General features: G+C 65.8%; 19 protein-coding genes and 3 pseudogenes. 12 read left to right on the forward strand and 10 right to left on the reverse strand.

What is annotated here, in order from left to right:
- A complete protein-coding gene (gene hrpB / locus ON44_RS23320) occupies positions 1-2,418 on the reverse strand; it encodes an ATP-dependent helicase HrpB (RefSeq protein ID WP_174415122.1) in 2,418 nt (805 codons plus the stop codon).
- A 198-nt stretch (positions 2,419-2,616) separates the two neighbouring features.
- Here hrpB and ON44_RS23325 point away from each other — a divergent pair, with 198 nt between their 5' ends.
- Positions 2,617-3,771, forward strand: coding sequence for an FIST signal transduction protein (locus ON44_RS23325; protein WP_040693579.1), 1,155 nt, complete (start codon positions 2,617-2,619; stop codon positions 3,769-3,771).
- Positions 3,768-4,529, forward strand: coding sequence for a Mut7-C RNAse domain-containing protein (locus ON44_RS23330; RefSeq protein ID WP_040693582.1), 762 nt, complete (start codon positions 3,768-3,770; stop codon positions 4,527-4,529). Before ON44_RS23325 ends, ON44_RS23330 begins: the two co-directional genes overlap by 4 nt.
- Positions 4,530-4,596: 67 nt before the next feature.
- Here ON44_RS23330 and ON44_RS23335 read toward each other — a convergent pair whose 3' ends face one another.
- Together ON44_RS23335 and ON44_RS23340 are read right to left on the reverse strand one after the other, a co-directional pair.
- The gene (locus tag ON44_RS23335) at positions 4,597-5,622 is read right to left on the reverse strand and encodes a MerR family transcriptional regulator (protein WP_040693584.1); all 1,026 of its coding nucleotides are present in this window, start codon (positions 5,620-5,622) and stop codon (positions 4,597-4,599) included.
- Positions 5,616-6,263 carry a HEAT repeat domain-containing protein gene (locus tag ON44_RS23340; protein WP_245567291.1) on the reverse strand — a complete coding sequence of 216 codons (648 nt, stop codon included), beginning with the start codon at positions 6,261-6,263 and terminating at the stop codon, positions 5,616-5,618. The genes ON44_RS23335 and ON44_RS23340 overlap by 7 nt, the downstream gene beginning before the upstream one ends.
- Positions 6,264-6,599: 336 nt before the next feature.
- On the opposite strand from ON44_RS23340, the gene ON44_RS23345 reads away from it, so the two are divergent.
- A complete protein-coding gene (locus tag ON44_RS23345; protein WP_040693587.1) occupies positions 6,600-7,169 on the forward strand; it encodes a hemerythrin domain-containing protein in 570 nt (189 codons plus the stop codon).
- A 182-nt stretch (positions 7,170-7,351) separates the two neighbouring features.
- On the opposite strand, the pseudogene ON44_RS23350 reads toward ON44_RS23345, so the two are convergent.
- The 3 genes and pseudogenes from ON44_RS23350 to ON44_RS51340 all read right to left on the reverse strand — a co-directional run.
- Positions 7,352-7,690, reverse strand: a pseudogene (locus tag ON44_RS23350) (transglycosylase family protein); the annotation flags it as partial.
- A gap of 360 nt (positions 7,691-8,050) precedes the next feature.
- The gene (locus ON44_RS23355) at positions 8,051-9,832 is read right to left on the reverse strand and encodes an ABC transporter ATP-binding protein (protein WP_245567292.1); all 1,782 of its coding nucleotides are present in this window, start codon (positions 9,830-9,832) and stop codon (positions 8,051-8,053) included.
- 213 nt (positions 9,833-10,045) lie between these two features.
- Positions 10,046-10,195: pseudogene (locus ON44_RS51340) on the reverse strand (IS3-like element IS1141 family transposase); the annotation flags it as partial.
- A gap of 200 nt (positions 10,196-10,395) precedes the next feature.
- Here ON44_RS51340 and ON44_RS23360 point away from each other — a divergent pair.
- From ON44_RS23360 to ON44_RS23370, 3 genes are all read left to right on the forward strand, one after another.
- The gene (locus ON44_RS23360; protein WP_040693590.1) at positions 10,396-12,411 is read left to right on the forward strand and encodes a polyprenyl synthetase family protein; all 2,016 of its coding nucleotides are present in this window, start codon (positions 10,396-10,398) and stop codon (positions 12,409-12,411) included.
- A gap of 171 nt (positions 12,412-12,582) precedes the next feature.
- Positions 12,583-13,227, forward strand: coding sequence for an ABC transporter ATP-binding protein (locus ON44_RS23365; RefSeq protein WP_245567293.1), 645 nt, complete (start codon positions 12,583-12,585; stop codon positions 13,225-13,227).
- Positions 13,224-14,057: an ABC transporter permease gene (locus ON44_RS23370; RefSeq protein ID WP_051182363.1), complete on the forward strand. Its 834-nt coding sequence runs from the start codon at positions 13,224-13,226 to the stop codon at positions 14,055-14,057. Before ON44_RS23365 ends, ON44_RS23370 begins: the two co-directional genes overlap by 4 nt.
- 57 nt (positions 14,058-14,114) lie before the next feature.
- On the opposite strand, the gene ON44_RS23375 is transcribed toward ON44_RS23370, so the two are convergent.
- Complete coding sequence (locus tag ON44_RS23375) at positions 14,115-16,130, reverse strand: polyprenyl synthetase family protein (RefSeq protein WP_218007622.1); 2,016 nt, start codon at positions 16,128-16,130, stop codon at positions 14,115-14,117.
- A 615-nt stretch (positions 16,131-16,745) separates the two neighbouring features.
- Between ON44_RS23375 and ON44_RS23385 the strand changes: the two genes are divergently transcribed.
- The 4 genes and pseudogenes from ON44_RS23385 (at position 16,746) to ON44_RS23400 (ending at position 19,935) form a co-directional block, all read left to right on the forward strand.
- The gene (locus ON44_RS23385) at positions 16,746-17,672 is read left to right on the forward strand and encodes an ADP-ribosylglycohydrolase family protein (RefSeq protein ID WP_040693658.1); all 927 of its coding nucleotides are present in this window, start codon (positions 16,746-16,748) and stop codon (positions 17,670-17,672) included.
- Positions 17,644-17,925: pseudogene (locus tag ON44_RS47775) on the forward strand (alcohol dehydrogenase catalytic domain-containing protein); the annotation flags it as partial. The gene ON44_RS23385 and the pseudogene ON44_RS47775, both read left to right, overlap by 29 nt.
- Before the next feature lie 210 nt (positions 17,926-18,135).
- Entirely contained in the window at positions 18,136-19,299 is a 1,164-nt protein-coding gene (locus ON44_RS23395; RefSeq protein WP_245567295.1) for a D-alanyl-D-alanine carboxypeptidase family protein, read from the forward strand.
- A gap of 405 nt (positions 19,300-19,704) precedes the next feature.
- The gene (locus ON44_RS23400) at positions 19,705-19,935 is read left to right on the forward strand and encodes a DUF6400 family protein (RefSeq protein ID WP_364487644.1); all 231 of its coding nucleotides are present in this window, start codon (positions 19,705-19,707) and stop codon (positions 19,933-19,935) included.
- A 224-nt stretch (positions 19,936-20,159) separates the two neighbouring features.
- Here the strand turns inward: ON44_RS23400 and ON44_RS23405 are convergent, their stop codons facing one another.
- The 3 genes from ON44_RS23405 to ON44_RS23415 form a co-directional block, all read right to left on the reverse strand.
- On the reverse strand, positions 20,160-20,564 hold the full coding sequence (locus tag ON44_RS23405; protein ID WP_040693594.1) for a hypothetical protein: 405 nt from the start codon (positions 20,562-20,564) through the stop codon (positions 20,160-20,162).
- A gap of 318 nt (positions 20,565-20,882) precedes the next feature.
- The gene (locus tag ON44_RS23410) at positions 20,883-21,680 is read right to left on the reverse strand and encodes an inositol monophosphatase family protein (protein WP_040693666.1); all 798 of its coding nucleotides are present in this window, start codon (positions 21,678-21,680) and stop codon (positions 20,883-20,885) included.
- Positions 21,681-21,909: 229 nt separating this feature from the next.
- Entirely contained in the window at positions 21,910-22,665 is a 756-nt protein-coding gene (locus ON44_RS23415; RefSeq protein ID WP_040693596.1) for a nuclear transport factor 2 family protein, read from the reverse strand.
- 115 nt (positions 22,666-22,780) lie between these two features.
- Between ON44_RS23415 and ON44_RS23420 the strand changes: the two genes are divergently transcribed.
- On the forward strand, positions 22,781-23,479 hold the full coding sequence (locus ON44_RS23420; protein WP_157187268.1) for a TetR/AcrR family transcriptional regulator: 699 nt from the start codon (positions 22,781-22,783) through the stop codon (positions 23,477-23,479).
- A 75-nt stretch (positions 23,480-23,554) separates the two neighbouring features.
- Positions 23,555-24,148: a hypothetical protein gene (locus ON44_RS23425; protein WP_040693597.1), complete on the forward strand. Its 594-nt coding sequence runs from the start codon at positions 23,555-23,557 to the stop codon at positions 24,146-24,148.
- Positions 24,149-24,400: the final 252 nt, after the last annotated feature.

Genomic DNA, 24,400 nt, shown 5'->3' on the forward strand with positions numbered 1-24,400 from the left:
CTAGCCGGCGTTGCGGGCGGTGCCGCGGTGAGCGGGCACACTGGTGGGATCCTCCGGCCACGCATGCTTGGGGTAGCGACCGCGCAGGTCACTGCGAACCTGCGGCCAGCCGGTGCGCCAGAACGACGCCAGATCCGCGGTGATCGCGACGGGGCGTTGGGCGGGCGAGAGCAAGTGCAGCACGATCGGGACTCTCCCCTCGGCCAGCGACGGTGTCTGCGTCCAGCCGAAGACCTCCTGCACCTTGACCGCAAGCACCGGCGGGTCGGCCGAGTAATCGAGGCGGACGCGACTGCCGGATGGCACTGGCAGGCGCTCCGGCGCGAGTTCGTCCATGCGCGCGGCATCGGGCCACGGCAGTAGGCGACGCAATGCCTGTCCCGCGCCGATGCGTTCGAGGTCGGCGCGGCGGCGCGCCGTCGCGAGTTCGGGGCCGAGCCAAGCGTCGGCATCGGCCAGCAGTGATTCGTCGTCGACCCGCGGCCAGGGGGCACCGAGTGTGCGGTGCAGGAAGTCGAGGCGTTGACGGAGGGCAACCGCGTCGGAATCCCAGTGCAGCAGAGTGAGTCCGGTCGAACGCAGGCCGCGTCGCACTGCCGCGCTGAGCAATTGGCGATCAGGATCGCGAATCTGCAACTCCGACAACACGATCGCACCCAATCGCTCGACCCGCCGGGCAACCACGTCACCGTCGACCCAATCCACCTCGTCCGCAATCTCCAGCAGACTCGATCCCGCACGTCGGGCGAGCTTTTCGTCGGCGACCGCGGCCGCCCGGATCCGCCCGTCGGAACGCCCTGGATCGCGTGTCGCCACCGCGACCGCCACCCATTCCGCATCACCCAATCCGGAACCCGGCGGCAGGGTCACCGCCGTACCACCCGCCATCAGATAGCTCGCCGAGCCAGGACTACGTCGCCGTGCCAGCCGCTCCGGATGTGCCAGTGCGACAACGAAAGCCGGATCGTCGTCGCCATCCGTCGCGTCGACCAACCGCGACAGACGCTCGACCTCCCGCCGCCAGCGCGGCGGCCGCTCACGCCGCAACGCGCGCAGACCGGCCACGAGATCGACACCGGACACGAGGGTGTCATCGTCGAGGATTGCGACAACTTCCGCCGCCGCCCGGGTGCCGACCTCTGCGGCGCCGTCGAGCAGCGCTCGTGCCAATCGGGGATGCAGTCCGACTCGTGCCATATGTCGCCCGCGCTCAGTGACTTCTCCCGCTCCGGTCACGGCTCCCAACGCGCGCAAAACATCTCGGCCAGCGGCCAATCCGCCCTGCGGCGGTGCGTCCCACCACGCGAGGCCATGGCCATCGGGTGTGCCCCAACACGCGAGCTCCAATGCGAGACGCGTCAGATCCGCCGTGCGAATCTCCGGCTCCGGATAGGCAGGCAGGGTGCCGTTCTCGTACTCCGGCCAGCAGCGCCATACCTTTCCCGGAGCCTCGCGTCCCGCGCGCCCGGCCCGTTGCTCGGCGACGGCAGCCGAAACCCGCACTGTCGCAAGGCCGGACAACCCACGTCCCCGATCGATGCGCGGCACTCGAGCCAGCCCCGAATCCACCACGGCGCGTACCCCCGGCACCGTCAAACTCGATTCGGCCACGGCGGTGGACAACACGACGCGCCGCCGTGAGTCCGGCCGCAACGCAATATCCTGCCCGGCAGCGGAAAGCCTGCCGTGCAATGGAACCAGATCCACATCTACATCGGCCAAAAGATCCATGGTTCGGCGGATTTCGGCTGCTCCGGGCAGGAAGACCAGCACATCGCCGTCGACCCCGACGAGCGCCGCCCGCGTGGCGCGGGCCACCTGCGCTTCGCTCCGTTCCCGCGGCAACGACGGAACATACGTCGTCTCCACTGGATAGGCCCGCCCCCGCACCTCCAACACCGGCGCACTACCCAGCAGCACCGAAAGACGTTCGGCCGCAACAGTTGCCGATGTAGCGAGCACCCGCAGGTCCGGCCGCAAGCCGGCCCGCGCATCCAGCAGCAACGCCAAAAGCAGGTCCGCGTCCAGATGCCGCTCATGACATTCGTCGAGGATCACGACATCCGCGCCCGCCAACTCGGGATCGCCCTGCAACCGCCGCACCAGCAACCCGGACGTGACAACCTCGATCCGGGTCCGGCCACTGACCCGCCGATCTCCCCGGACCGAATACCCGACCGTCTCCCCTACCGACTCACCCAGCAGCGCGGCCATCCGCCCCGCCGCCGCTCGCGCCGCCAAACGCCGAGGCTCGGCCACCACCACCCGCCCGAGAGTCGCCAACGCCAGCGGCACCAATGTCGTCTTCCCGGTGCCCGGAGGCGCGACCAATACGGCGGCGCCACGCTCGGTCAATATCGCGACAATGCGGTCGAGCGCGCCACGCACGGGCAGATCAGGAAGTTCGGGCAGTTTCATTGCCAACCAGTCTGCAGCCCTGCACGAAGAACCTGAACCTCACCCCGTGACGGCAATCTGCGGTGCCGGGCTGACCAGCTGGATCCCCTCCCGATGCCCACTCCCACCGCTCCGACGGCGCGTTTTGGCCCGATTCCGATGAAATGTCTTGTGCAGCACTAATACCCACGCTCACGTAGGGTTCGCTACGATAGAGAGGTGCGGATCGGAGTAGGGCTCTCCACCGCGCCGGGAGCGTGGCAGGCAGGAGCGGAAGCCGCAGCGCACGCCCACGATCAGATCGCGGGCGAGACGCCGTCGCTTGCTGTGCTGCTGGCATCACGAGCACATACCGACGATGCCTCGGCCGTACTCGCCGGAGTCCACCAGACGGTCCGGGTGCCCGCACTCGTCGGATGTGTGGCGCAGGCGATCGTAGCCGGCCGCCGTGAGATCGAGGACGAGCCCGCGGTGGCGGTATGGCTGGCAGCCGGATTGCCCGCCGCCGAGACATTCCAGCTCGACTTCGTCCGCACGGCGACCGGAGGGCTACTCGCGGGCTACCGCTTCGACGAGGCCGCACGCGACTTCCACCTGCTGCTGCCGGACCCGTTCTCGTTCCCCGCCGACATTCTGCTCGAGCACCTGAACACCGATCTGCCCGGTACCACCGTGATGGGCGGGCTGGTGAGCGGCGCGCGGGGGCCGGGCGGCTGCCGGCTGTTCCGCGACCACGATGTGGTGACCTCCGGCGCGGTCGGCGTGCGAATTCCCGGACTGCACGGTGTCCCCATCGTGTCGCAGGGCTGCCGACCGATCGGCTACCCGTATATCGTCACCGGCGCGCGTGGCGCGCTGATCACCGAATTGGGCGGCCGACCGCCGATCGTGCGATTGCGCGAGATCGTCGAGGTGCTGCCACCCGACCAGCAGGAACTGGTGACGCACGGGTTGCAGATCGGCATCGTGGTGGACGAACATCTGGCAGTGCCCGGACAGGGCGATTTCCTGATCCGTGGCCTCCTCGGTGCCGACCCGTCGAACGGCGCGCTCGAGATCGGCGAGCTCGTCGAGGTCGGCACGACCGTGCAGTTCCAGGTCCGCGACGCGGTGGGGGCGGACGAAGATCTGCGTGCGGCCCTCGTCCGCGTAGGCTCGGACCTGCCAGGAAACCCGGCGGGTGCGTTGCTGTTCACCTGCAGCGGACGGGGTCGCCGGATGTTCGGGGTCGCGAACCACGACGCCGCCCTGATCGAGGACCTGCTCGACGGCATACCGCTCGCGGGCATCTTCGCTGCGGGAGAGATCGGTCCCATCGCCGGCCGCAATGCGTTGCACGGATTCACGGCATCGATGGCGGTATTCGTCGAATGAGGGTCGACCTGCGGGTCTACGCCGAGCTGAACGATTTCCTACGGCCCGACGAGCGGTACACGGTGCTGCGTCGACCGTTCCGTCCGCACCAGAGCGTGAAGGACGTCATCGAGGCGGCCGGCATCCCGCACACCGAGGTCGACCTGGTTCTGGTCAACGGGCAACCGGTTACCTTCGGCCAGCGCCCTCGCGGCGGCGATCGGATCACCGCCTATCCCGTATTCGAGACCCTGGACATCGGCCCGGTCACCAGGGTGCGTCCACACCCACTGCGCGAACCGTGCTTCATCGCCGACGTCAATCTCGGCGGGCTCGCCAAGCTGATGCGGCTGATGGGCCTGGACGTGCACTGTCGGTGGGACGCCGACGACGCCGCACTCGCCGAGCTGTCGGCGGCCGAGCACCGGATCCTGCTCACCCGCGACCGTGGACTGCTGAAGCGGCGCAACGTAACTCACGGCATGTACGTCAGATCGGACCAGCCGGTCGATCAGATCGTCGAGGTGATCCGACGGCTGGATCTCGTCGGACGCTTGGCACCGTTCACCCGCTGCCTGCGCTGCGGTGGCGCTGTTGTCGCGGTCGCCAAAGCCGAGGTCGAAGATCGGCTGCAACCGCTCACCCGCCGCCATTACGACACCTTTCGGGAGTGCCGCACCTGCGGACGGATCTACTGGCAGGGCTCGCACCAGGTCCGACTCCGCGCCACGGTGGAGGCGATCCGCACCAGCGTGAACCAATCCCTTCTGTGCCAGTAGACGTATTTCGGCTGGGACTTGCGATAGGTCACCGCCGAGAAGTTGACGCTAGGGGAGGTGAGCGTCTCTAGGGGTGCCCTAGCTCGTCGTCCCGTTCTTCGAGCGTTTCCACGAGGGCCGCGGCGATGAGGGCCACGGCCCGATCATCGTCGTGGGCCAGTCGCCGCAGGGTCTCCAGCGCGATGGTTCCCGGCATCTCGGCGAGCGCCTGGGTCAGTCGTATCCGCACCGCCGAGTTCGCTGTGTGTGCGGTGAACTCGTCGACCAGCGCTCTCATGATCCGGTCTGCCCACTTCGCGTCCCGCGCCAACGTTCCCAAGAGCTCGGCCGCCTCGACATCGTTCGGCCCCTCGACCACCGTGCCGACAAGTTCCGGCACAGCCCGGGTCACGCCCCGCGCACCCAGTGCGAGAGCAGCATGTCTACGGACCGTCGCGTCCGCGTCCCCGAGCGCGTCCGTGAGCACCGCGGTCGCCTCGTTGCCCGGTAACTCGGCGAGCGCCAGGACCGCGCGCCGCCGGACCTCGACATCCTCCGAGACCATGCCGGATGCCACGCGGGCCACACCGTCACCGCCGGCCCGTGTGAGGGCCCACCGCAGGGCCCCGGCAACGTTCGGATCGGATTCGGCGAGGACCGCCTCGGCCAGCAGCTCGGCGGGCACCGACACGTCCTCGGCCGAGGCCAGGACGGCCTGCTGCCGCCGGGCGGCACTCTGCGAACCGAGTCCGTGCAGGAGCTCGACGATACGCAAGACGTCTTGCCAGTCGGCGGGCTCGGCGGCATCGACCGTACGGAGCCGCTCGAGGAGTTCTCGCTCCCGGTTCAGTCGTTCCTCGGTCTTTCGGATGAGGTCGCCGACCAGTCCGGACGGGGTGAATCCGGGACCGTCGAGAGCGCGTCCGATCTGGCTCAGTGACAGTCCCAGGGACCGCAGCCCCTCCACATGGAAGATCCGCCGGATGTCTTCGGGAGAGTATTCCCGGTAGCCACCCACGGTGCGGCCCGTCGGTCGTACCAGCCCGAGGGAGTCGTAGTGCCTGAGCATCCGGGCGCTCACCCCCGAGCGACGCGCCACCTCGCCGATCAGCACGCAGTTGTCTCCTCCCGGTCCGGACCGAGCGCGACGACCCGCCTCGCCGCACCGACGGCGAGGTCGAATCCGGCATCCGGGTCACGCAGGAGCCGTTCCGTGGCGCTCACGTGCGCACGCACCGTCGGGTCGTGACTTGCCATCGCCTTTCGCAGGACCGGCTCGACCACATCTCCGAGCGCGACGAGGGCACGGCTCAGACTCAGTCGTACCTCCCGGTCACCGCGGCCGAATTGCGAGGCCAGCTCCTCGGCCAGCCCTTTCTTCGCACCGTCGGGCACGAGAACGACAGCAGCGCGCCATGCACTCCGCGCGACCTCGTCGTCGGCGTCGTGCAGCAATGACCGGGTGATTGCGGGCCATGCGCCCCTGTCCCCGATCTTGGACAGCGTGTGCAGCGCTTGGCTGCGGGCCTGCGCGCGTTCGGAACGGAGTTCCGCGCGGAGTTTCGGAACCGTGATCTCCGATGGGAGACGGGTCAGCGCCCACGTGAGCATGTCGCGCACATAGAAGTCCGGCTCGATCGCGCACCGTTCTATGAGCGCATCGACGAAACCGGGCTCGGGATGCGTGCCGACTGCCAGAGCCGCCGCGAGCCGCGTCGACGAGTTCCCAGCCGCCAATGCGTCGAGCAGTCGCATGTCCTGTGGATTCCTGTGTGTCGAGTTAATGGGGACCACCTCCGACAGCCAGTGAAGGCCTTCACACAGTGACAATGTCAAGCGCACCGGCGACAAGCGGTGGACATCGCTGTACTCCACCATCGGATTGGTGGCCCAGCGCACTCTTCTGCCGCTGGGCACTCGATCCCTGGACGGTGCAACGGACGCGGGCAGCGGGGCGGCACGTCGGTGCGTTAGCAGCAGTACGGCTCGGAGGTGCGTTATCGTCGGCTTCCTAAGGGACATGCCAGCTGCCCGACGGGCAGTCTGCCCTGGCGTTCGATGCTGATCTGCGGTGGGTATCAGGGAGGAATTGTGGACATTACCGAGCTGATCCTCGATGACCACCATGAGCAGCGGCGCCTGTTCGCAATCCTGGAGCAGATCGATAGCGCGGAGACCGGGGTGCTTTCCGCGATCTGGGACAGGCTGGCCGCCTTCCTCGAGTTGCACGCGCAGGCGGAGGAGGAGATCTTCTACCCCGCGTTGCTGCAGGCGGGTATCGCGGCCCGGCGCGCGGGCGGGGTCGAGGACGAGACACTCGACGCTATCCACGACCACAACCAGATCAGGGATGCGATCGCCGAAGTGGCGCATCATCAGGTCGGCACCGATGGCTGGTACGCGGCCGTCGCGGCAGCGAACACGGCCAACAGCGATCACATGGCCGAGGAAGAACGCGAGGGCCTCACCGACTTTCGCCGCCTGGCCGGGCTGGCGCGCCGCCATCAGCTGGCTGTCGCCTTCGCCGCTTACGAGGCGCGCAACTACGCCGGCGTCCAGCCCGTGGACAAGGATCCCGTCAGCTACGTCCGCGAAGCAGAGGAGAAGGCGCGGACCGACGCGAGCGGATCGCTGAGTGTCGGCACCCTGAAGCGGAACTGACCCGGCAGACCGGCCGCGGCAGTCAGTACCGCAACATCCCCTCATGCATTCCGCGCTGACCGAACCGGCGAGCGTGGGACGTCCGAAGAGCAACGCGCCGAGGCCATCTCGGGCCATTGCAGTGCGCGGTCATGCCGATCATCCCTCGCAAGGGTGGCCGTGACCGGCGTACTGTCTCACCGGAGGCCGAGCGCTGCCGAGCATCCTGCCCAAGGGCCCCAGCCCTGAGCGGCGAGTACCTGCTCGGCGACGGCGATCTGCTGCTCGCGGGTGGCTTTGTCGGCAGTCTGCCCATACGCGGCACCGCCGTATGCAGCCCATGTGCCCGGCGAGAACTGCAGGCCGCCCTGAAACCCGTTGCCAGTGTTGATACTCCAATTACCGCCCGACTCACACGCGGCGAGGCTATCCCATTCCTGATCGGTAGCGGCGGAAGCTTGGCCAACGTATGCCATGCCTGCCCCGCCGATGATCGCGCTGGTGGCGACGATCTTCTTGAGTGGGGTGCCCAGAGCGCTCATATCGCAGTTCCTTTCGAGTCAGCAAACCTATACAGGTGTCCAAGCATGAAAGGTGATCACTGGATCTTTGGAGCCGTTCGAGTGTGTGCCGGGCGCGGCGAGCTGAAGGGGCAGTCCTCGATTTCGTGTCCACATCGAAATACAGACCCATGCGTGAACCTATTGACAACTGTCGGTCGGTCGAAAATCTGCGGCGACCGACCGGACGAATGTCGGTGTGCACGCGCGGCAATGTTCCTGCACGGTGCTCGGGCGATCGGCGATATCTCCGCATATCGCTCAGCGTGCGCTGGCGATGACCTGGCCGAGAAGTTCCCACGTGCTACGGCGGGATCGAGTGCACGCTCGAACAAACTCCGATCAATGGGCGACCGCGTCCTCGCCGAGGAATCCACCCGATTGGTACCGCCACAGCTGCGCGTATGTTCCTTCCGCAGAAAGCAACTCCTGGTGTGTCCCCTCCTCGACGATTCGCCCGTGGTCGAGCACCACCAACCGGTCCATTCCGGCCACAGTGCTCAGCCGATGCGCGACGACCAGCGCCGTACGCCCTTGCATCAACTCCCAGAGCGCTTGCTGCACAAGCAATTCGCTTTCCGAGTCGAGAGCGCTGGTGGCCTCGTCCAGGAGCAGGATAGGCGCGTCCCGCAGGATGGCCCGAGCCAGCGCGACCCGCTGACGCTGGCCGCCGGACAGTTTCACGCCGCGCTCGCCGATGAGCGTTTCCATACCCTGCGGCAGCGCGTCCGCGAACTCGGTGACGTGCGCGGCCTTGGCGGCCCGCAGAATCTCCTCGTCCGTGGCGTCCGGGCGTGCGAACCGGATGTTCTCACTCAGGGTCCGGTGAAACATGGCCGGATCCTGTGGCACGTAGGCGATCAGACTGCGCAGATCCGCCTGCCGCAGCCGAGCTATGTCCTGCCCGCCGATGCGTATGGTTCCGGATTGGATATCCATCAGCCGCAGAAGTAGTTGGGTGATGGTGGTCTTGCCACCACCGGATCGTCCGACCAGGCCTACTTTGGTGCCCCTGGGCACGTGCAGATCCAATTCGTGGAACAGCTGCCGCGCACCCCCATACGTGAAGTTCACTCTCTCGAACCGCACGTCGAATCCCTTGGGCTGCAGTGGTTCCGGATGTTCGGTATCGAGCACCTTCGGTTCTTCCAGCAGTAGTTCGGTAAACTGCGCCGCCTCGGTGAGCACGGTCTCCAACCGCCGGTAGATCTGGTTGAACCGGAACATGATCCCGGTGGCGTTGAAGTAGTAGGTGAATGCCACCACAATGGCCTCCACCCCCGTATTTCCGCCGCTGAGACCCAACGCGATCAGGAGGCCGATCACGTTGGTGAGCGCCACCAGCGGCGCCACCAGCGTATCTATCCGCAGGTTGGCGTAATCCCAGGAGCGCAACGACTTTCGCCGCGAGGAGGCCACCCGCCGCTGATGCTCGGCCGCCTCCTGTGGTTCGGCAGCGAAGGCACGCACCACCTGCATATTGGCCAGGCTGTCGGCCACATGCCCGGAAACCAGCGCAATGGCGGCCTCTCGGTCGTCCACCAGCTTCTGGCGACGCTGGATCAACGGCATGATGACCAGCGCGGTCACCACGATCATCCCCACCAGCACGGCGACCAGCACGGGGTTGTAGCGCCACAACACAACCGAGGCGAACAGCAGCGGCACCAGTGCCGCCAGAATCTCGAAAGCGAGGGTGTCCACGAACTGTTCGAACCGAGCCGCGAAGCTGAGCGAGCGCTTCGTCAGTGAACCGGCGAAGTTGTTGTGGAAGAACGCCGCGTCCTTGGCGAGCAGCTCGTCCATGGCAAGCACGTACAGGTGCTCGATTCCGTAGGCATCGACTCGATTCAAGCAGTGAATCCCGATGCGCCACAGCAGTTCCGCGAGCAACAGGGTGCCAGCGAAGGCGAGGATATATGAAGCCAGAGCCCCGAAACTCGTATCCCCGGTTACCGCGACCCGACCGACCATCATGGCGACGATCAGCGGTGCGATATACAGATTGCAGATATTGCCGAGTGCCGGCGCCAGCAGCGCCGGAATCGTTGTGGCCTTGCGAGAGGCCATTTCCCGGCCATAAAAACGCAGCACCAGCTTGACCGCCGTCGCGCGTGAACTCATGCTCCCCCTCGACTCGAATTGAACGAGCGACACAGGTGAGCAATGATCCCGCGTCCAGGCGGGTTACGGCCAGCGAATATTTGCCGACCGCGAGCTGGATCCACGCTGGGGCCAGTCGGTTGCTGCGTGGGTTCACTACGAGCAGTCGGGCTACCAGTTTCGAGCCACCGATTTCGGTTCCGGCCGAGTTGAACGGGTCGGCCGGCTGGGTGCGTCCCACGACGACACCTGGTTCGGCCCGCGAGCAACCAGTTCGGGTTTCGTCCGCTCCGGATGGGTGGCCCGGCGGCGGCGGGCACGCAGCTCACCATGGGGGCGCAGCAGCCGGTACATCGTCGAGATCGAACACAGGTAGGTGGCATCAGTCCGACAGGAAGGGTCTCACGACCGAAATGCGAAACCCGAGGAGACCGAGACAGGGCCGCGGTAGGGCGCTGCCGACGCAGAGGCTGTGAAGGTGGCGTCAAAATTGGCTGATACCAACATTTTCCGCGCGCTGTGGTGTCAAATTTCAACTGCATCAATGGTGTAGATGACCGATGCCACTAGTCAGGAGCGTGTGCGTGCCCCGTGAGATCGATTCCGCTGTCTTCCCGCACCTGGATGCGGACCTGGACCGTGTCCGTGACGTTCTCGGGCCCATACAGTTTCGTGGCAGACCCGAGCTGACCGCACTCACCGACGAGGGCCCGGATACATCTCGTCGGATGGTGCGTCCGACGCTGACGTTGCTGTCGTACTACCTGCTCACCGATCCCGCGACCCCGGCCGACGACCGGGCGGTACGCGCCGCTGCCGGGGTGGAGTTGCTGCATCTGGGGTCGCTGTATCACGACGACGTCATCGACAACGCCGACCAGCGTCGCGGCCGCCCCAGCACCAACGCGGTGTGGGGTTCGCACCTGGCCGTGTTGGCTGGGGACTGCGTGACGACCTCGGGCACGCGCATGCTGGTCGAACTCGGCCATCGCGAGGTCTCCGCGGGGGCGATCGCGAGTGAGCAGATGTGCGCGGGCATGGTGATCGAGGCCGCCGATGAGTATGTGGCTTCTCGCAGTGAGCAGTCCTACCTGGACGCGATCGACGGTAAAACGGCGGCGTTGTTGTCGTTTGCGTGCCGGGTCGGCGCGATGCAGGCCGGCCGGCCCGAGGATGCAGAAGAGGCGTTGGCCGAGTTCGGCCGACAGTTCGGGCTGGCCTACCAGTTGTGTGACGACATCCTCGATTTGACCTCGACCGCCGAAGAAATGGGCAAGCCGGTCAACACGGATCTGTTCGAGGGCATCTACACATTGCCCGTGATTCGTGCGGCTGCCCGCGACCAACGTCTTGCCCGCCTGCTGGGCCGTCGAATGACGCGGGAGCAAGCCGCACATGCCCGTGAGCTCGTCATCGCCTCCGGCGCCGTGGACGAAGCGCGGGCGATGGCCGATGAATTCATGGACCAGGCTGCCGGTCGACTTGCCGATGTGCCCGCCGACCCACGCGCCCGCCACGTGATGCTCGCCTACGCCCGGTCCATCCTCGACCGGCGAACTTCTCGCCCGGTCGTTTCAGGACCCTCGACGCCACCATCCCAGGCCGGCGCCGAGTCGGTCTCGCCGCAGGCCATGGAATGGCTGAGGAGCTGGATGGTGGACACCGGCCTGATCGTCTCCCCGGCCGAGTTCGACCACAACCACCGGTGGGTGGGAGTGTTCCGGTTGCCTGCGCAACAGCTCTTGGCCCCGGCGGACGCGGCCCGTGAACAGGCCTTCGTCGGCATAACCGCGCTGCTGGCCGTGTGGGATGACCTGTTCGATGATCCGCAGCTGGGGGACCCGGAAGCTGTCACCGCGCTGAGGCGTGGGCTGGTGGCTGTGCTGCGCCAGGATCCGCAGGTACCGTGGCGATCCGGCGCGATCGCGACGGCGTGGGCGAGTGTGTGGCCGCGAGTGCGCGAGGGCCGCACCATCGAATGGCAGGAGCGGTTCCTGGGCACCGTCGGAGAGTGGTTCGAAGCCTGCGAACGCGAAGCGCACCACCGCATCGACCACTATGTCCCCACCACGGCCGACTGGCTACCGCTGCGTAACTCGGCCGGTGCGTTCGACATCGCTGCCGCCGTGTTGGAGATACACCAGGATTGGGAAGTGCCGTCGACGCTGCGGAACCACCCGGTGATCCGCCGTCTCGAAGAACTTATCTCCTGGGTGGGCATGGTGGAGAACGATCTGGTGTCACTGGATCGGGACGAGGCCGACCATATCCCCTACAACCTGGTCCGGGCCATCCGTCAGGAAACCGGGTGCACCCGGAGTGAAGCCATCGAGCAGGTGCAGCGCCAGCTGACCGAGAAACGCGCTCGGATCGACGCGGTGATCCGCTACCTCCCCGCTCTCCTCCGCGTACTTCCCGGTCTATCCGGCCGAAGGAAGGAGTACATCTCGCTCTACGAGAACCTGAGGGATGTGGCGTTCACGGCGCATCACGCCGATCGATACGCGCAAAGCTCGGCTTCCGCAGCGCCGCACTTCGAACGCTTGCGCCGTGATGTCTACTACTACCCCGCCGTTGATTCGGCTCCTAGCAGGCCGTAACCGCCCGCGGTTGGGGCACTTTCACTGCTCCGCCGGCTCTCCGGACCTCGTCGGTCCGGACCGGCGAGCGGTTCCGTAACTGTGCCCGGCCGACGAATGTTCTCCGGTGCGATGCCGCGAATTAGCCTTCCCGGCACGGGTTTTCGTCGCTGCTTGGTAGCATGCGAACGGATGCCGGGCCACTGCATCGACGGCAGGCAAGGGGCGATGATGGAAGTGGAGAACGTCCACCACTCATACGGCAGGCGGTCGGTGCTGCGTGGCATCGACATCATGCTGCCCGCGGGGACGCTGGTGGGCATCGTCGGTGAGAACGGGGTGGGGAAGTCGACGCTGTTGAAGGTCCTTTCCGGAGAGCTGCGACCGGACCGGGGAACGATCCGGCACCGTGGCCGGTTCGGTTACTGCCCGCAGCAGGTGGTCCTGAACGACGCCTTTACGGTTCGTCAACACCTGGACTTCTTCGCCGCGGCTTATGCCGTTCCGGATCTGCGGCGGGCCGAGGAGACCATGGAGATCCTCCGGTTCTCCGAATACATCGGTGAGCGGGTCGCGACGCTGAGCGGCGGCACCCGGCAGAAGCTCAACCTGACGTTGGCGGTGATGCACGACCCGCAGGTTCTGCTGCTCGACGAGCCATACCAGGGATTCGATTGGGAAACGTATCTGCGTTTCTGGGATCTGGTCACCGAGTTCCGTGACAGCGGACGGTCGGTTCTGGTCGTCTCGCATCTGGCCCACGACACCGACAAGCTGGATCAGGTGTGGCGGTTGCACAACGGCGTCCTACACAGCAGACAGGAGAACGCCGGATGAGCGGGAGTGTGCGGCTGTTCGTGATCGCTACGCGCTACGGCCTCATCGAGCATGCTCGTAACCGATTCGCCATGGTGTTGGTGGCCGCCTTCGTCCCCATATTGATCACTCTGGTGCGCGTGGCCGTCACCGACATCGAGGTGCCGTTCCGGCTTCGAGACACCGGTCTCGTGCTGCGCGCCAACGGCAATCAGCTCGCCCAGATCAGTGGCGCCATGATGGCGGTCTCACTGATTATCGGGTTCATGATGTTCGCGGCGACTTTCAGCAGCGGAGCATTCGACCGGCGTCTGTCGATGGCCGGATATCCCCGGGTTGCGCTGGGGCTGGCGAAGATCGCCTGCCTCGTGGTGGCCTCGGTGGTGGTCTGTGCGTACGCCACCGCAGTCATCTGCTGCTACTGGTCGCCTCGGCAGCCTGTCCTGCTCGCTGCGGCGCTTTTCGGCGCGGCGATGACCTACGGGGCACTGGGTGTCGCCCTCGGCGCACTGCTGCGCCGTGAGGTAGAGGGCATGTTCGCCATCGCGATGATCAGCTGCTTCGACATGGCCGTGCAGAACCCCATCGCCAGCATCGGGGCAGACAGCGAGCTCGTGCGCTGGCTGCCCTCCTACGGGGCCATGCAGGCTTCGACCGCGGCCGGCTTCTCCGACACCACACCATTCGCGGGCTTCGCCATGCAACTGGCCTGGTTCGCTGCGAGCGCCCTCGTCGGACTGATCGCTTTCCATCTGCGCACCCGCTCGTCTCTTCGGCCCACGATGTGGATCCGCCTCCGCGGACCTCGTATCCCGGGACCGACGAAATCCGGACAGCTGGCGAAGCATTGAGGGTGTGTGTCCCGCCCGATCAGCACGGTGGATCGGGCGGGACACACCCTGGCTTTGTCAGTCGTGGGGGCTTACAGCGGTAGGAGCCGGTTCGGCCGCCTGGTAGTAGATCTCACGGCGCAAACGTTCCAAGTCCGGCGCTGCGGAAGCGGATGTTGGCTCGTACCGATCGCTCTCACGTCCCCAGAGCGCCACATTCGTGATGTTCGCGTATATCTGCGCGTAGTCCTTCCTCTTGCCCGACAGGCCGGGAAGCACGCGGATGAGTCCGGGGATGTAGCGGATCACCGCCTCGAGCTGGGCGCGATGCTCCGCCACCTGGCGCTGCACCTGCTCGACGGCTTCGCCACGGGTGCAGCCGGTCTCGTGACGGACCGCCCGCACCAAGTTGTAGGGGACTTGGTCGGCCTCGTCCTGATCCAACCCCACCAGGTCGTTCTCCACGAAGGTCACCCAGAAGGCGAGTTCCTCGAACCGGCGGATCACGGGGTGACTGCGCAGCCTCGACGGCAGTTCCCCGTCCTGGTACACCTCCATGCAGGCGAGGGCGATTTCGATCCCACTGGTCGCGATCCGCAGCGGCAGGTAGTCGGCCGTGGTTGGGACATAGCCGTTAATGCGATGGTGCGCTTCGCGTTCGGCCGCTTCGAACCACTCCTCGAGGCCGTCGAGGAACCGCTCCTGCCAGCGGGCGGTCCGGCCCTCACGCAGACGCGGCCACAAACTCGCCCAGGCCGTTGAGATCGCGCCGGGCCGCGCCTCCGGGTCCTGGCGCACCATCGCCACCATGCCGCGCCTCAGCGCGGTGACGGCCTGCGGGTCCTTCAGCTGCGGATCCTCGAAGAGGTCGTCCAACGCGAGGACCAGCACGGCCATACCGTAGGTCGTCTGTTCACGTGCCGCGTCCGCTGCCGGGGTCAAGGTCTGTGCCGGAACCTGGATCGCTCCTGTCCACCGGTGGTAGTCGGCCTCGGCAGGAGTGAGAGCAAGCCCGGTGTCCACCAGCCAGCTCCGCAACCATTCTGCGACGTGCGGCGGGAGCCCGGCGCCACGAGCTCGGGATGGCTGCGTCGCACGCGGGTCGACCGCGGTACCGGGAGTTCGCCGGTCGAGGATGGACCTGGCGTAGGCGATCATCGCGTGGCGGGCGCGTGGGTCGGCGGGCACATCGGCAAGTCGACCGGCAGCCTGGTCCATGAATTCATCGGCCATCGCCCGCGCTTCGTCCACGGCGCCGGAGGCGATGACGAGCTCGTGGGCCCGCGCGGCTTGCTCACGCGTCATGGCTCTGCGTAGCAGCCGGACAAGGTTCCCGTCGCGGGCGGCCGCGCGGATCACGGGAAGGGTGTAGATGCCCTCGGGCAGATCCGCGTTGACCGGCTTGCCCATTTCTTCGGCGGTCGAGGTCAAATCGAGGATGTCGTCACACAACTGGTAGGCCAGCCCGAACTGTCGGCCGAACTCGGCCAACGCCTCTTCTGCATCCTCGGGCCGGCCGGCCTGCATCGCGCCGACCCGGCATGCCAGCGAGAGCACCGCCGCCGTTTTACCGTCGATCGCGTCCAGGTAGGACTGCTCGCTGCGGGAGGCCACATAGAGGTCGGCGGCCTCGATCACCATGCCCGCGCACATCTGCTCACCCGCGATCGCCCCCGCGAGAACTTCCCGTCGACCGAGTTCGGCCAGCATGCGCACGCTCGCGAGCATCACCGAGTCCCCACCCAGGACCGCCATATGCGAACCCCACACCACATTGGCACTGGGACGGCCACGACGCTCGTACGCGTGATCTACGACGTCGTCGTGGTAGAGCGAGCCCAGATGCAGCAACTCGACGGCAGCAGCGGCGCGCACCACCCGATCGTCGGCCGGGGTCGCGGGATCGGTGAGCAGGTAGTACGACAACAGGGTCAAAGTGGGACGAACCAAACGGCGAGAGGTGTCCGGCCCATCGTCGGTGAGTGCGGTCAGTTCAGGCCTGCCCTCTAGTCGAACAGGTCCGAGAACGTCACGGACGCGGTCCAAGTCCGCATCCAGATGTGGGAAGACAGCCGAATCGATTTCACGTGACACGAGGGCACTCCTGACTGGTTACATCGGTCATCTGCAACACCATTGATCAGTGGAATTGGACACCAACTTCGCACGGAAGATGTTGGTATCAGCCAATTTTGATGCCTCCACAACGTTGGCGATGCCCGATGGCGAGCGCCGTCGTCGGCGAGTGCCTCGGAGACGCGCTGGTTGGACAGGAGGTCGTGTTGGCGGCTGGTCGGCGCGCAAGTTGAGCGCGGTGGTGCCGGCGAGCACCCTCGTGTGTGGCCTCAGCCAGCGGCAGCCATCGCCGATTACCTCGTGACCGGCGCCGCGGGTTTCATCGGCGCGAACTACGTGCAGCGTTTGGTCGAGGCCTCGAGGTCCACCTCATACCCGTGAGCCAGTATCAGCACCGACCAAAGGCAGTCGGCGAGTTCATGTTCGAGGCCTTCACGGCTCGCGGCCTGGATCCTGTTCCTTCCTGAGAGCTTTGCGAGATCGCCCATATCGATTCCGAGACGTGCTCGGCGGCATAGGGTTTCGGTTGCCGGCATGCGAGTCATACGGTCGAACGCAGCTGTGGACCGTTGTGCCGTCTGCTCTTACCGGGTGTTGCAGAAGCTGGTTGCGGTTGGCATCATTGGCCACCGTATGCCGTTGGTTTCTGATTCCGCGTCTCACAGCCTCGACGGTTTGTCCGTTGGTGATGCGCTGGGTGCTCAGTTCTTCGTGCCCGGCCACTCCGTCGCTGATCTGCTCGCCGGGCGAGTGCCAGCGGCCCCGTGGCAGTGGACCGACAACACCGAGATGGCCTGTTCGGTGTACTCGGAAGTCCGCGGCCGCGGCTGTATCGACCGGGACGCACTCGCAGGTGCCTTCGCTGATCGCTGCGAACCGTATCGTGGCTACGGCGGCGGCACAGTCGTTGTGCTGCACGAGATTCGCGACGGGCGCCCCTGGGAGGAAGCGGCCGCAGCGGCTTTCGACGGGCGCGGATCATGGGGAAATGGGGCTGCGATGCGGGTCGCCCCGCTCGGGGCGTACTTCGCGGGAGACCTGCGCCGAGCGGCAGCGCAGGCCGCGCTCTCCGCCGAGGTCACCCATCGGCACCCGGAAGCGATCGTGGGCGCCATGGCGGTCGCCGCCGCAGCGAGCTACGCTGCGGCGACTCGTGGAAAAGGCTGTGTACCAAGTGAATTGCTGGCCGTGGTAGAGCCGTATCTGGTTAATGGTCGGACCGCGGACGGTGTCCGGCGAGCTCGAAAGCTACTCGGCCGATCGGTAGCCGAAGCAGCTTACGAACTCGGCAACGGCGCACAAGTAAGCGCCCAGGACACGGTGCCGTTCACGCTGTGGGCAGCCGCCACCTTTCTCTGTGACTACCCGGCCGCCGTCACCGCGTGCATCGAGGCCGGCGGGGATGTGGACACGACAGCCGCGATCGTCGGTGGAATCGTGGCAGCACACACAGGGATCGGAAGCCGAGACACGATACGCGGAATACCGGAACAGTGGTTATCGGCACGTGAGCCCCTGCCCCCGTGGGCGCATGCAAGCCATCATCGTTGGGAATCGTGACGCCGGTATCGCCGGGATGACCCTGACTCACGACCTGCCTTACCCCCACGCCGCCGAGAACGCCGTGATCGTGAAAGTACACGCCGCCGGGTTCACCCCCGGCGAGTTGGACTGGCCCGGCACCTGGACCGACCGCGCCGGCCGGGACCGGACCCCGAGCGTGCCTGGGCACGAGTTGTCGGGAGTGATCGTCGAGCTGGGGTACGGCACCACGGGTTTGACTGTCGGCCAGCGCCGGACCCAACTCACCGAGCTCGCCACGCGCCTGCGTGACGGCCGCATCAAGCCGGCCGTCGGTGCCGTCCGCTGGATGACAAACGAACTCGCTGCAGTTTCGGGCCGGCGCGCGCGGAAAACACCCGTACAGACTGTCGGGTCGAGCCACAACCATTGAGCGGCAGGCAATCTCGCGCGACGCTCGCACATGCCGACCACGGGGCATCACGAGCCACGATGTCGGGTCTTGCCGAACCCGGGTGCAGGCAACCGACGGCAAGAGACGGGTGAGATCCTCGGTGCCGGCCAATGGCGAGGCAGCGCCGATGTTGACTGCAGAGCGGCGCGGCCATGCCGCTGGGCGAGCGGTCGCACGCGAGAAGTGTTGGGCTCAGAGCATGCCGGATTAGCCGATTGCATGCTGCCGTCGGAACTGCGCGGTGATTCGGTCGATGAAATCCCGCTGATCTGCGGATTTGGACGGCAGAATGTCGCCATGCGCATATTTGCCCGATTGTTGCAGTCTGTCGTCGCCGGCGTGCTGGTCGTGGCAGCCGGTCATTGCGTCGCAGCCGCCCCCGCCGCGAGCGACGCCCATATTCGGTTGCCCTGGCTGACTGCTGAGCCGGACGGAGTGCAGGCGCCGGGGGCAGCGCTGGCAGACGGAATCACCGGCACGATGCTGTGGTCGCGACAGGCGAACACCCCGGTCCCGATAGCCAGCATCACGAAGGTGATGACGGCACTGGTAGTGATCAATGCCGGCGACCTCGACCGGGCTATCACCGTGCCGCAAGAAATCATCGCCTACGGCACCAAGTACGACGGAAGCAACGCCGGCCTGGTCCCCGGCGAGGTGCTCACCGCACGACAGCTCCTGTACGCGATGATGCTGCCATCCGGCTGCGATGCCGCCTACACCCTTGCCGAGGCGTACGGGCCCGGCCAAGACGGCTTCATCGCCAAAATGAACGAGACGGCGCGTCAAATGGGCCTGGCGGGAACATATTTCACCGACCCCAGCGGGCTGCCCGCCCCCACCGACCACTCCACTTACTCCACACCGGCGGACCTGGTTGCGCTCGGCCTACGCGCGATGAGCCTGCCGGTGTTCCGCGACATCGTCAGGTCGCGGAGCTATCACCTGCCCGCCGGCCCGGGCAACCACGATCATCTCTGGCAGACCACGAACTCCCTGCTGCGTGACTATCCCGGCACTATCGGCATCAAAACCGGATCCACCGACGCGGCGGGAACGTGCCTGCTGTTCGAGTCGGTCAGGGCAGGAATACCGCTGATCGGTGTGGTCCTGCACAGCTCACCCGACAGCAACGTCGCCGCGAAGGAGGACGCCGAGCGCATGTTGAACTGGGCCTACGACCCGATCCTGAGCGCGCTGCCGATCAGCTAGCACCGAATGCGGAAGCTGCCTGCGGATCCCGGTTCGCGCCAGGACGATCCGCGGCCACAGGACGACCGTATCCGCCAACCTGGATACAGCCAGCGCATGTAGTCACACGTACCGCGATCGGGGTGGTGAATAGCTCGCCGATCGCGGTCATCGTGGGGCATCGAGGCGCTGCTGACTCTGCACGGGACTCCACCCACCTCGGCGATTTCGCGCTCGTGACGATGCTTGGCTTGTAGGGGTTGCGGATCGTCGAAGCGTGTGGTGACCGGTTGTGTGAATCCTGCTCGGGGCATCAAATGTGACGAAGTCCAACTGTGGAATGTGATGTAGGTCATTGCCCGAGAAGGCGTCGTTGGGCATCGTCGGCAATTCGTTTTTGGAATGAACCTGGTTGGAGACGCCCAAATGGCCGACCACGATTTTGCTTACGACCTCACGCTGGACGAGGCACGACGGCGCAGCGCCGTCGTCGCGGCGCTCGGTGACGACTGGGATCCGGTCGCGGTGCTCGCCGAGGAAGACCTGGCGTACGACATGCTGTACTCGAATCTCGACGACGAGCAGCAGCGGATCTACGAGGAACTCGTCCAGGCCGGGATCCTGCCGGATCGGGCCACGCGCCAGATCGCCGACTGATCTCACCACCGAGCACGAACCATGACTGGTGTTCGGCGTGTTGCCTCCCGCGAGTCGTGACCTAGCTCCTCCGGCTCTCGGCTGAGTTTCGTGGGCAATGAATGCGCAGTAATGCGTATCCCAACGGCCACGCGGCCTCACCCTGAGATTCGTCGGGCGGTGGCCGAGTCGCGGGATCCCGACAGGACCCCGCGACCAGCCGCACCGCACCGACCCGACACCCGTCAGGCAGCGTCGAGGGCCGCGGTGATCTTGCGGGCCATCGCGACCACGGCGGGACTGGACTCGCCCTTACCCGGCTGGGCGGCGGCCTCGACGGCGACCAGAACGGTATCGCGGAAGTTGTCGGCCTCCTCTGGATGCTGCTTGCCGAGCAGGCTCATCGCCGCGGTCAGGCTCGGCAGCACCTGATCGGCCAGTTCGGCAACGGACTTACCTGGCAAGTGAATGTCCTTGGACTTTGCGGCCAGCACATGCCCGACCAGTCCGGTCGCCGAAGTCAAGGCGATGCAGCCCTGCGAGATGCCCTTGTGCGGCGCACCGGCGGCGGCCATCAACGACACCGCGCCATAGGCGGCGGTACGCAAGGTGCTCTTGTCCTGATCGGTCAGGGTGATGGTGACAGACATCTCGTGTACTCCTCGAAATCGGTTGTGGCACCGTGTCGGTGCCGGTCGTTTTGTTCGATGTACACACTGTCGCCGCACCGACTGACACCGACCTGACACACACCTGACACCCCCACTGACACCGCGATCGGCCATCAACGCGCCAGCTGACCCGCTGACGATCACACAGCCCGAGACCACTGTGGCTCAGCACGTCCATGCCCCGGAACGCCCGGTCAGCAAATGAGATCCATTGCGGCTCATGACATTCGCACATGCCGATGTGCGTGCATCGATGAAGTCGGTGAACCGGACGGCGGACCCGGTGTTGTTTCAGTTCTATTCGTGTCCGAGCAAATCGAGCACTTGCTCGTGCAGGCGGCCGTTGGTGAATACGGCGGCGCCGGATGAGATGCTGCGTCCTTTGTGGAGGTCGCTGAACTGTCCGCCTGCTTCCTCCACGATCGGTACAGCGGCGGCGATGTCCCAGGGTCCGGCAGTCTGGTGAAGAAAGATATCGGCCTGTCCGGCAGCCACGAGCATGGCGCCCTGGCATGCTCCGGCCCAGTCCGACAGCGGCCCACCGTCAGCACATCGCGCGAGAAGGGTATCGGCTGTGACCAGACGCTGTGTTGGAACCCAGTCTGCGACAGGCCAGATTACAACGGTGGCCTCGCCGAGGGTATCGGTCCTCGTCACCGTCAGCGCCTGGTTCGGTCCGAGTTGTCCATCCAGGCAGGTACTGGTCCACGCTCCTGCGGTGCGTGAGGCCCACCATCGGCGCTGCAGGGCCGGGGCGGAGATCATGCCGGTGAGTACCTCGCCGTCGTCTTCGACTGCGACCAAGGTGCTCCACTCGGCCCGTCCCGTGCAGAAGTTGCTCGTCCCGTCGATCGGGTCGATAACCCACCGGCGTGTGGCATTGCCGTGAGTACCGAATTCTTCTCCGACCCAACAGTCCTGAGGGCGGGCGTTCGCGAGTCGAGCCCGGATGGCTTGCTCTACGGCGCGATCGGCCACCGTGACCGGGCTGCCGTCAGGCTTGGACTGCGTCGCGACACTCCCGGCCGTGAAGTACCGCATAGAGATGGTGTCGGCAACATCCGCCAACTGCTGAGCAAGTGTCAGATCGTCCATCGGGGTCACAGGTACCAGAGCTTAGAAGTGGCCGGCTGCTCGGTCGCAAGATCGACCCGAACCAGGTGGCACATTTCAAGACAGCGCACGATGATGTCGCGTTCCGGTCGTTCGTGAACCACGGTGGTTGAGGCACAAGCGATCTCGTCGAACGTCCGCACATGCGGATTTGCGCGCACTGACGCCGCCCGAAGCAACCAGGACCGCTCGATCCTGTGGCGGGAGCGTGTTAGCGGGTAGCGCCGAACGGGATCGTGTTGCGTGCGTTGCGCAGGATCGATGGCAGTCGTGAGGCGTGGGTGATTGCGCGGAACTGCCAACTGTCTTCTGCGGGAACGATTCCGGCCGACTGCATGGCGTCGAGTAGGTCGAAGAGGGTCTCGCCCTCGTACATGCGGCCGTCGGGGGTGAAGTGGTAGCGGTCGACGGCGGTGCATTGGACGAAGGTCCCGACACCATGGATCGCGGGCGCGGACTCGTCGTAGGGGTAGAACCGCAATGGTCCGTCGTGGTGTCCACTGCCGATGTAGCGGATGGCTATTCGGGTTTCGCCCTCCGGTGTGATGTCGATGTAGACCTGCCCCGGTAGCGGGTCGTAACGCCAGTCCGGGATGGCGTCGAAGAACGCGAAGTTGTATGCGACGAACTCCTCCTGGCCGACCATCACCCGACCGAAGGTGGTCGGATCCTTGTATCGGAGGTCGTCGGTGTACAACTCGTCGTTGCGCGACATGTCCCGTGCCAGCCAACTCCACCAGTACTTCTTCGCCCATTCCAGCATCCAGGCGATATCGACACCGAAGGTCTTGTAGTGCTGGATCTTTCGTTCGAAGTCGACAAACCATTGGCGGGTCATGGCATTGAGCTCGTCCTCGGTGAGCACCGGGACCCGGCCGCCTGCGCGGTTGCCTGCCAGAAACTGCGGTAGCGGCTGCCGCAGGCGCGGTTTCGCCAGTGCCTGCTCGAACAATGCTTCGTCGAACATGTGCCGACTCCTTTTCATCAGGCGAACCGCCCAACTGGAAACGGCCGATTCTAGTTCATGATTGCATGGCATCGGTCTAGAATCAACCGTTTCCAGTTGGCGTTCGGGAGTCGAAGTGACAGAAGAAGGACCAAGCGGCGAAGCCGATGTGTCGTCGCCGCCTACCGCCCGGCAGTGGCGCGGCCAGTCCTTGGCCGACCGTTCGCTCGTCCGCCGACGGCAGCTGTTGCAGTCCGGATACGAACTGCTCGGCGTCGGCGGAGTCGCCGATGTCACGGTGCGGGCAGTCTGCCGGCATGCCCAGCTGAGCCCGCGCTATTTCTATGAAAGCTTCACCGACACAGACGAATTGATCGTCACTATCTACGACGAATGCAATAGCGAAATCGCGTCCGCTATCGCCGCTGCGGTGCCGCGGGCAAATCTCGCGGAGTCTGTGCGGGCCGCGATCGATGCCGCAGTCCAGTATTTCGAGACCGATATTCGTCGTGTCCGGGTTCTGCTGCGGGAACCGTTGACCAGCCAATTGCTCGCCACGCGGCGAGCGGCCGTGGCACCGGCTTTCCTGACCTCGATCATGGCGGCCGCTGGGATGACCGACTTGTCACCTCTCGGCGACGCCGAACTCGCCATGTCCGCCAGTGCGCTGTCCGGCGCGCTGGTATCGCTGATGCTCGACTACACCGACCAACGTCTCGCTGTCACCGCCGCCCAGGTCGCCGACTATGCGACCCGACTCGTCCGGACCACCGTGCTCGACCTGTCGTTCCCGAAACAGACCGCGGACCCACATGACGTCGGCTACGACGAATGACGGATCGAGCCGCAAATCATCCGGTAGTGCCGCGACTCGGGTACTGGCGTCGGTCCTCGGTGGCAGGATGCGGGTGTGGGTGACTATTTCGAACGAATCGTCGACCTCGATGTGGCCTCGGCCGACGCGAGCACGCTGGCCGAGCACATGGTGGACTGGATGGTGTCGCGACGATGGCTGCTTCGCGAGACTTCACGCGAGGCGATGTACAGCCTCCAGGTCGACGAAGGCTATGTCCCAGGCCCCGACTGGCCGCGGATCACCCATGATTGGGGCGCCGACTGGGTCCCCGGCCCCGTCGCCGTCATCGTCGGCCGCCACGACCACTGTCCCGGCCAGGGCGGCATCGAACCGGCCTCCGCAGTATGCCCACGCTGCCAGGCCACCACCGTGATCATCGACTACCCGCAACAATGGCAAGCCGATCCCGCCGTATGGCAGCCGTTCTCGGACGCGATCGACGCCTGGAAACAAACAGGCACCGGCTCAGCAATCTGCCCCTCCTGCACCACACCGAGCCCCATCACCACCTGGCAATGGGCAGACGGCTTCGCCCTGGGCACCCTCGCCTTCGACTTCTGGGGTTGGCCGCCCCTCACCGAGGACTTCATCACCGAATGCGCCACCCAACTCGGGCACCGAATCGAACACCACACCGGCAAGTTCTGAACCGAGGCTGCCAACGATCAGCTGAGCGCGGCGCGGTGACCGTCGAGCTCGGCACGCAGCTCGACGGGAACGGGTCGCGGCCGATTCGCGGGGTCCCGACAGGACCCCGCGACCAGCCGCACCGCACCGACCCGACACCCGTCAGGCAGCGTCGAGGGCCGCGGTGATCTTGCGGGCCATCGCAGCCACAGCGGGACTGGACTCGCCCTTACCCGGCTGGGCGGCGGCCTCGACGGCGACCAGAACGGTATC

The sequence above is a fragment of the Nocardia vinacea NBRC 16497 genome, assembly GCF_000308835.1.
In the GTDB taxonomy this organism is placed as follows: domain Bacteria; phylum Actinomycetota; class Actinomycetes; order Mycobacteriales; family Mycobacteriaceae; genus Nocardia; species Nocardia vinacea.

What these genes read in the sequence shown, in the direction of transcription:
- ON44_RS23370 (WP_051182363.1), top strand. Translation starts at nt 13,224, where the DNA reads ATGAGCGGGAGTGTGCGGCTGTTCGTGATCGCTACGCGCTACGGCCTC.
- ON44_RS23385 (WP_040693658.1), top strand. Translation starts at nt 16,746, where the DNA reads ATGCCGTTGGTTTCTGATTCCGCGTCTCACAGCCTCGACGGTTTGTCC.
- ON44_RS23400 (WP_364487644.1), top strand. Translation starts at nt 19,705, where the DNA reads ATGGCCGACCACGATTTTGCTTACGACCTCACGCTGGACGAGGCACGA.
- ON44_RS23415 (WP_040693596.1), bottom strand. Translation starts at nt 22,665, where the DNA reads ATGTTCGACGAAGCATTGTTCGAGCAGGCACTGGCGAAACCGCGCCTG.
- ON44_RS23330 (WP_040693582.1), top strand. Translation starts at nt 3,768, where the DNA reads ATGAGGGTCGACCTGCGGGTCTACGCCGAGCTGAACGATTTCCTACGG.
- ON44_RS23340 (WP_245567291.1), bottom strand. Translation starts at nt 6,263, where the DNA reads ATGCGACTGCTCGACGCATTGGCGGCTGGGAACTCGTCGACGCGGCTC.
- ON44_RS23410 (WP_040693666.1), bottom strand. Translation starts at nt 21,680, where the DNA reads ATGGACGATCTGACACTTGCTCAGCAGTTGGCGGATGTTGCCGACACC.
- ON44_RS23365 (WP_245567293.1), top strand. Translation starts at nt 12,583, where the DNA reads ATGCCGGGCCACTGCATCGACGGCAGGCAAGGGGCGATGATGGAAGTG.
- hrpB (WP_174415122.1), bottom strand. Translation starts at nt 2,418, where the DNA reads ATGAAACTGCCCGAACTTCCTGATCTGCCCGTGCGTGGCGCGCTCGAC.
- ON44_RS23355 (WP_245567292.1), bottom strand. Translation starts at nt 9,832, where the DNA reads ATGAGTTCACGCGCGACGGCGGTCAAGCTGGTGCTGCGTTTTTATGGC.
- ON44_RS23405 (WP_040693594.1), bottom strand. Translation starts at nt 20,564, where the DNA reads ATGTCTGTCACCATCACCCTGACCGATCAGGACAAGAGCACCTTGCGT.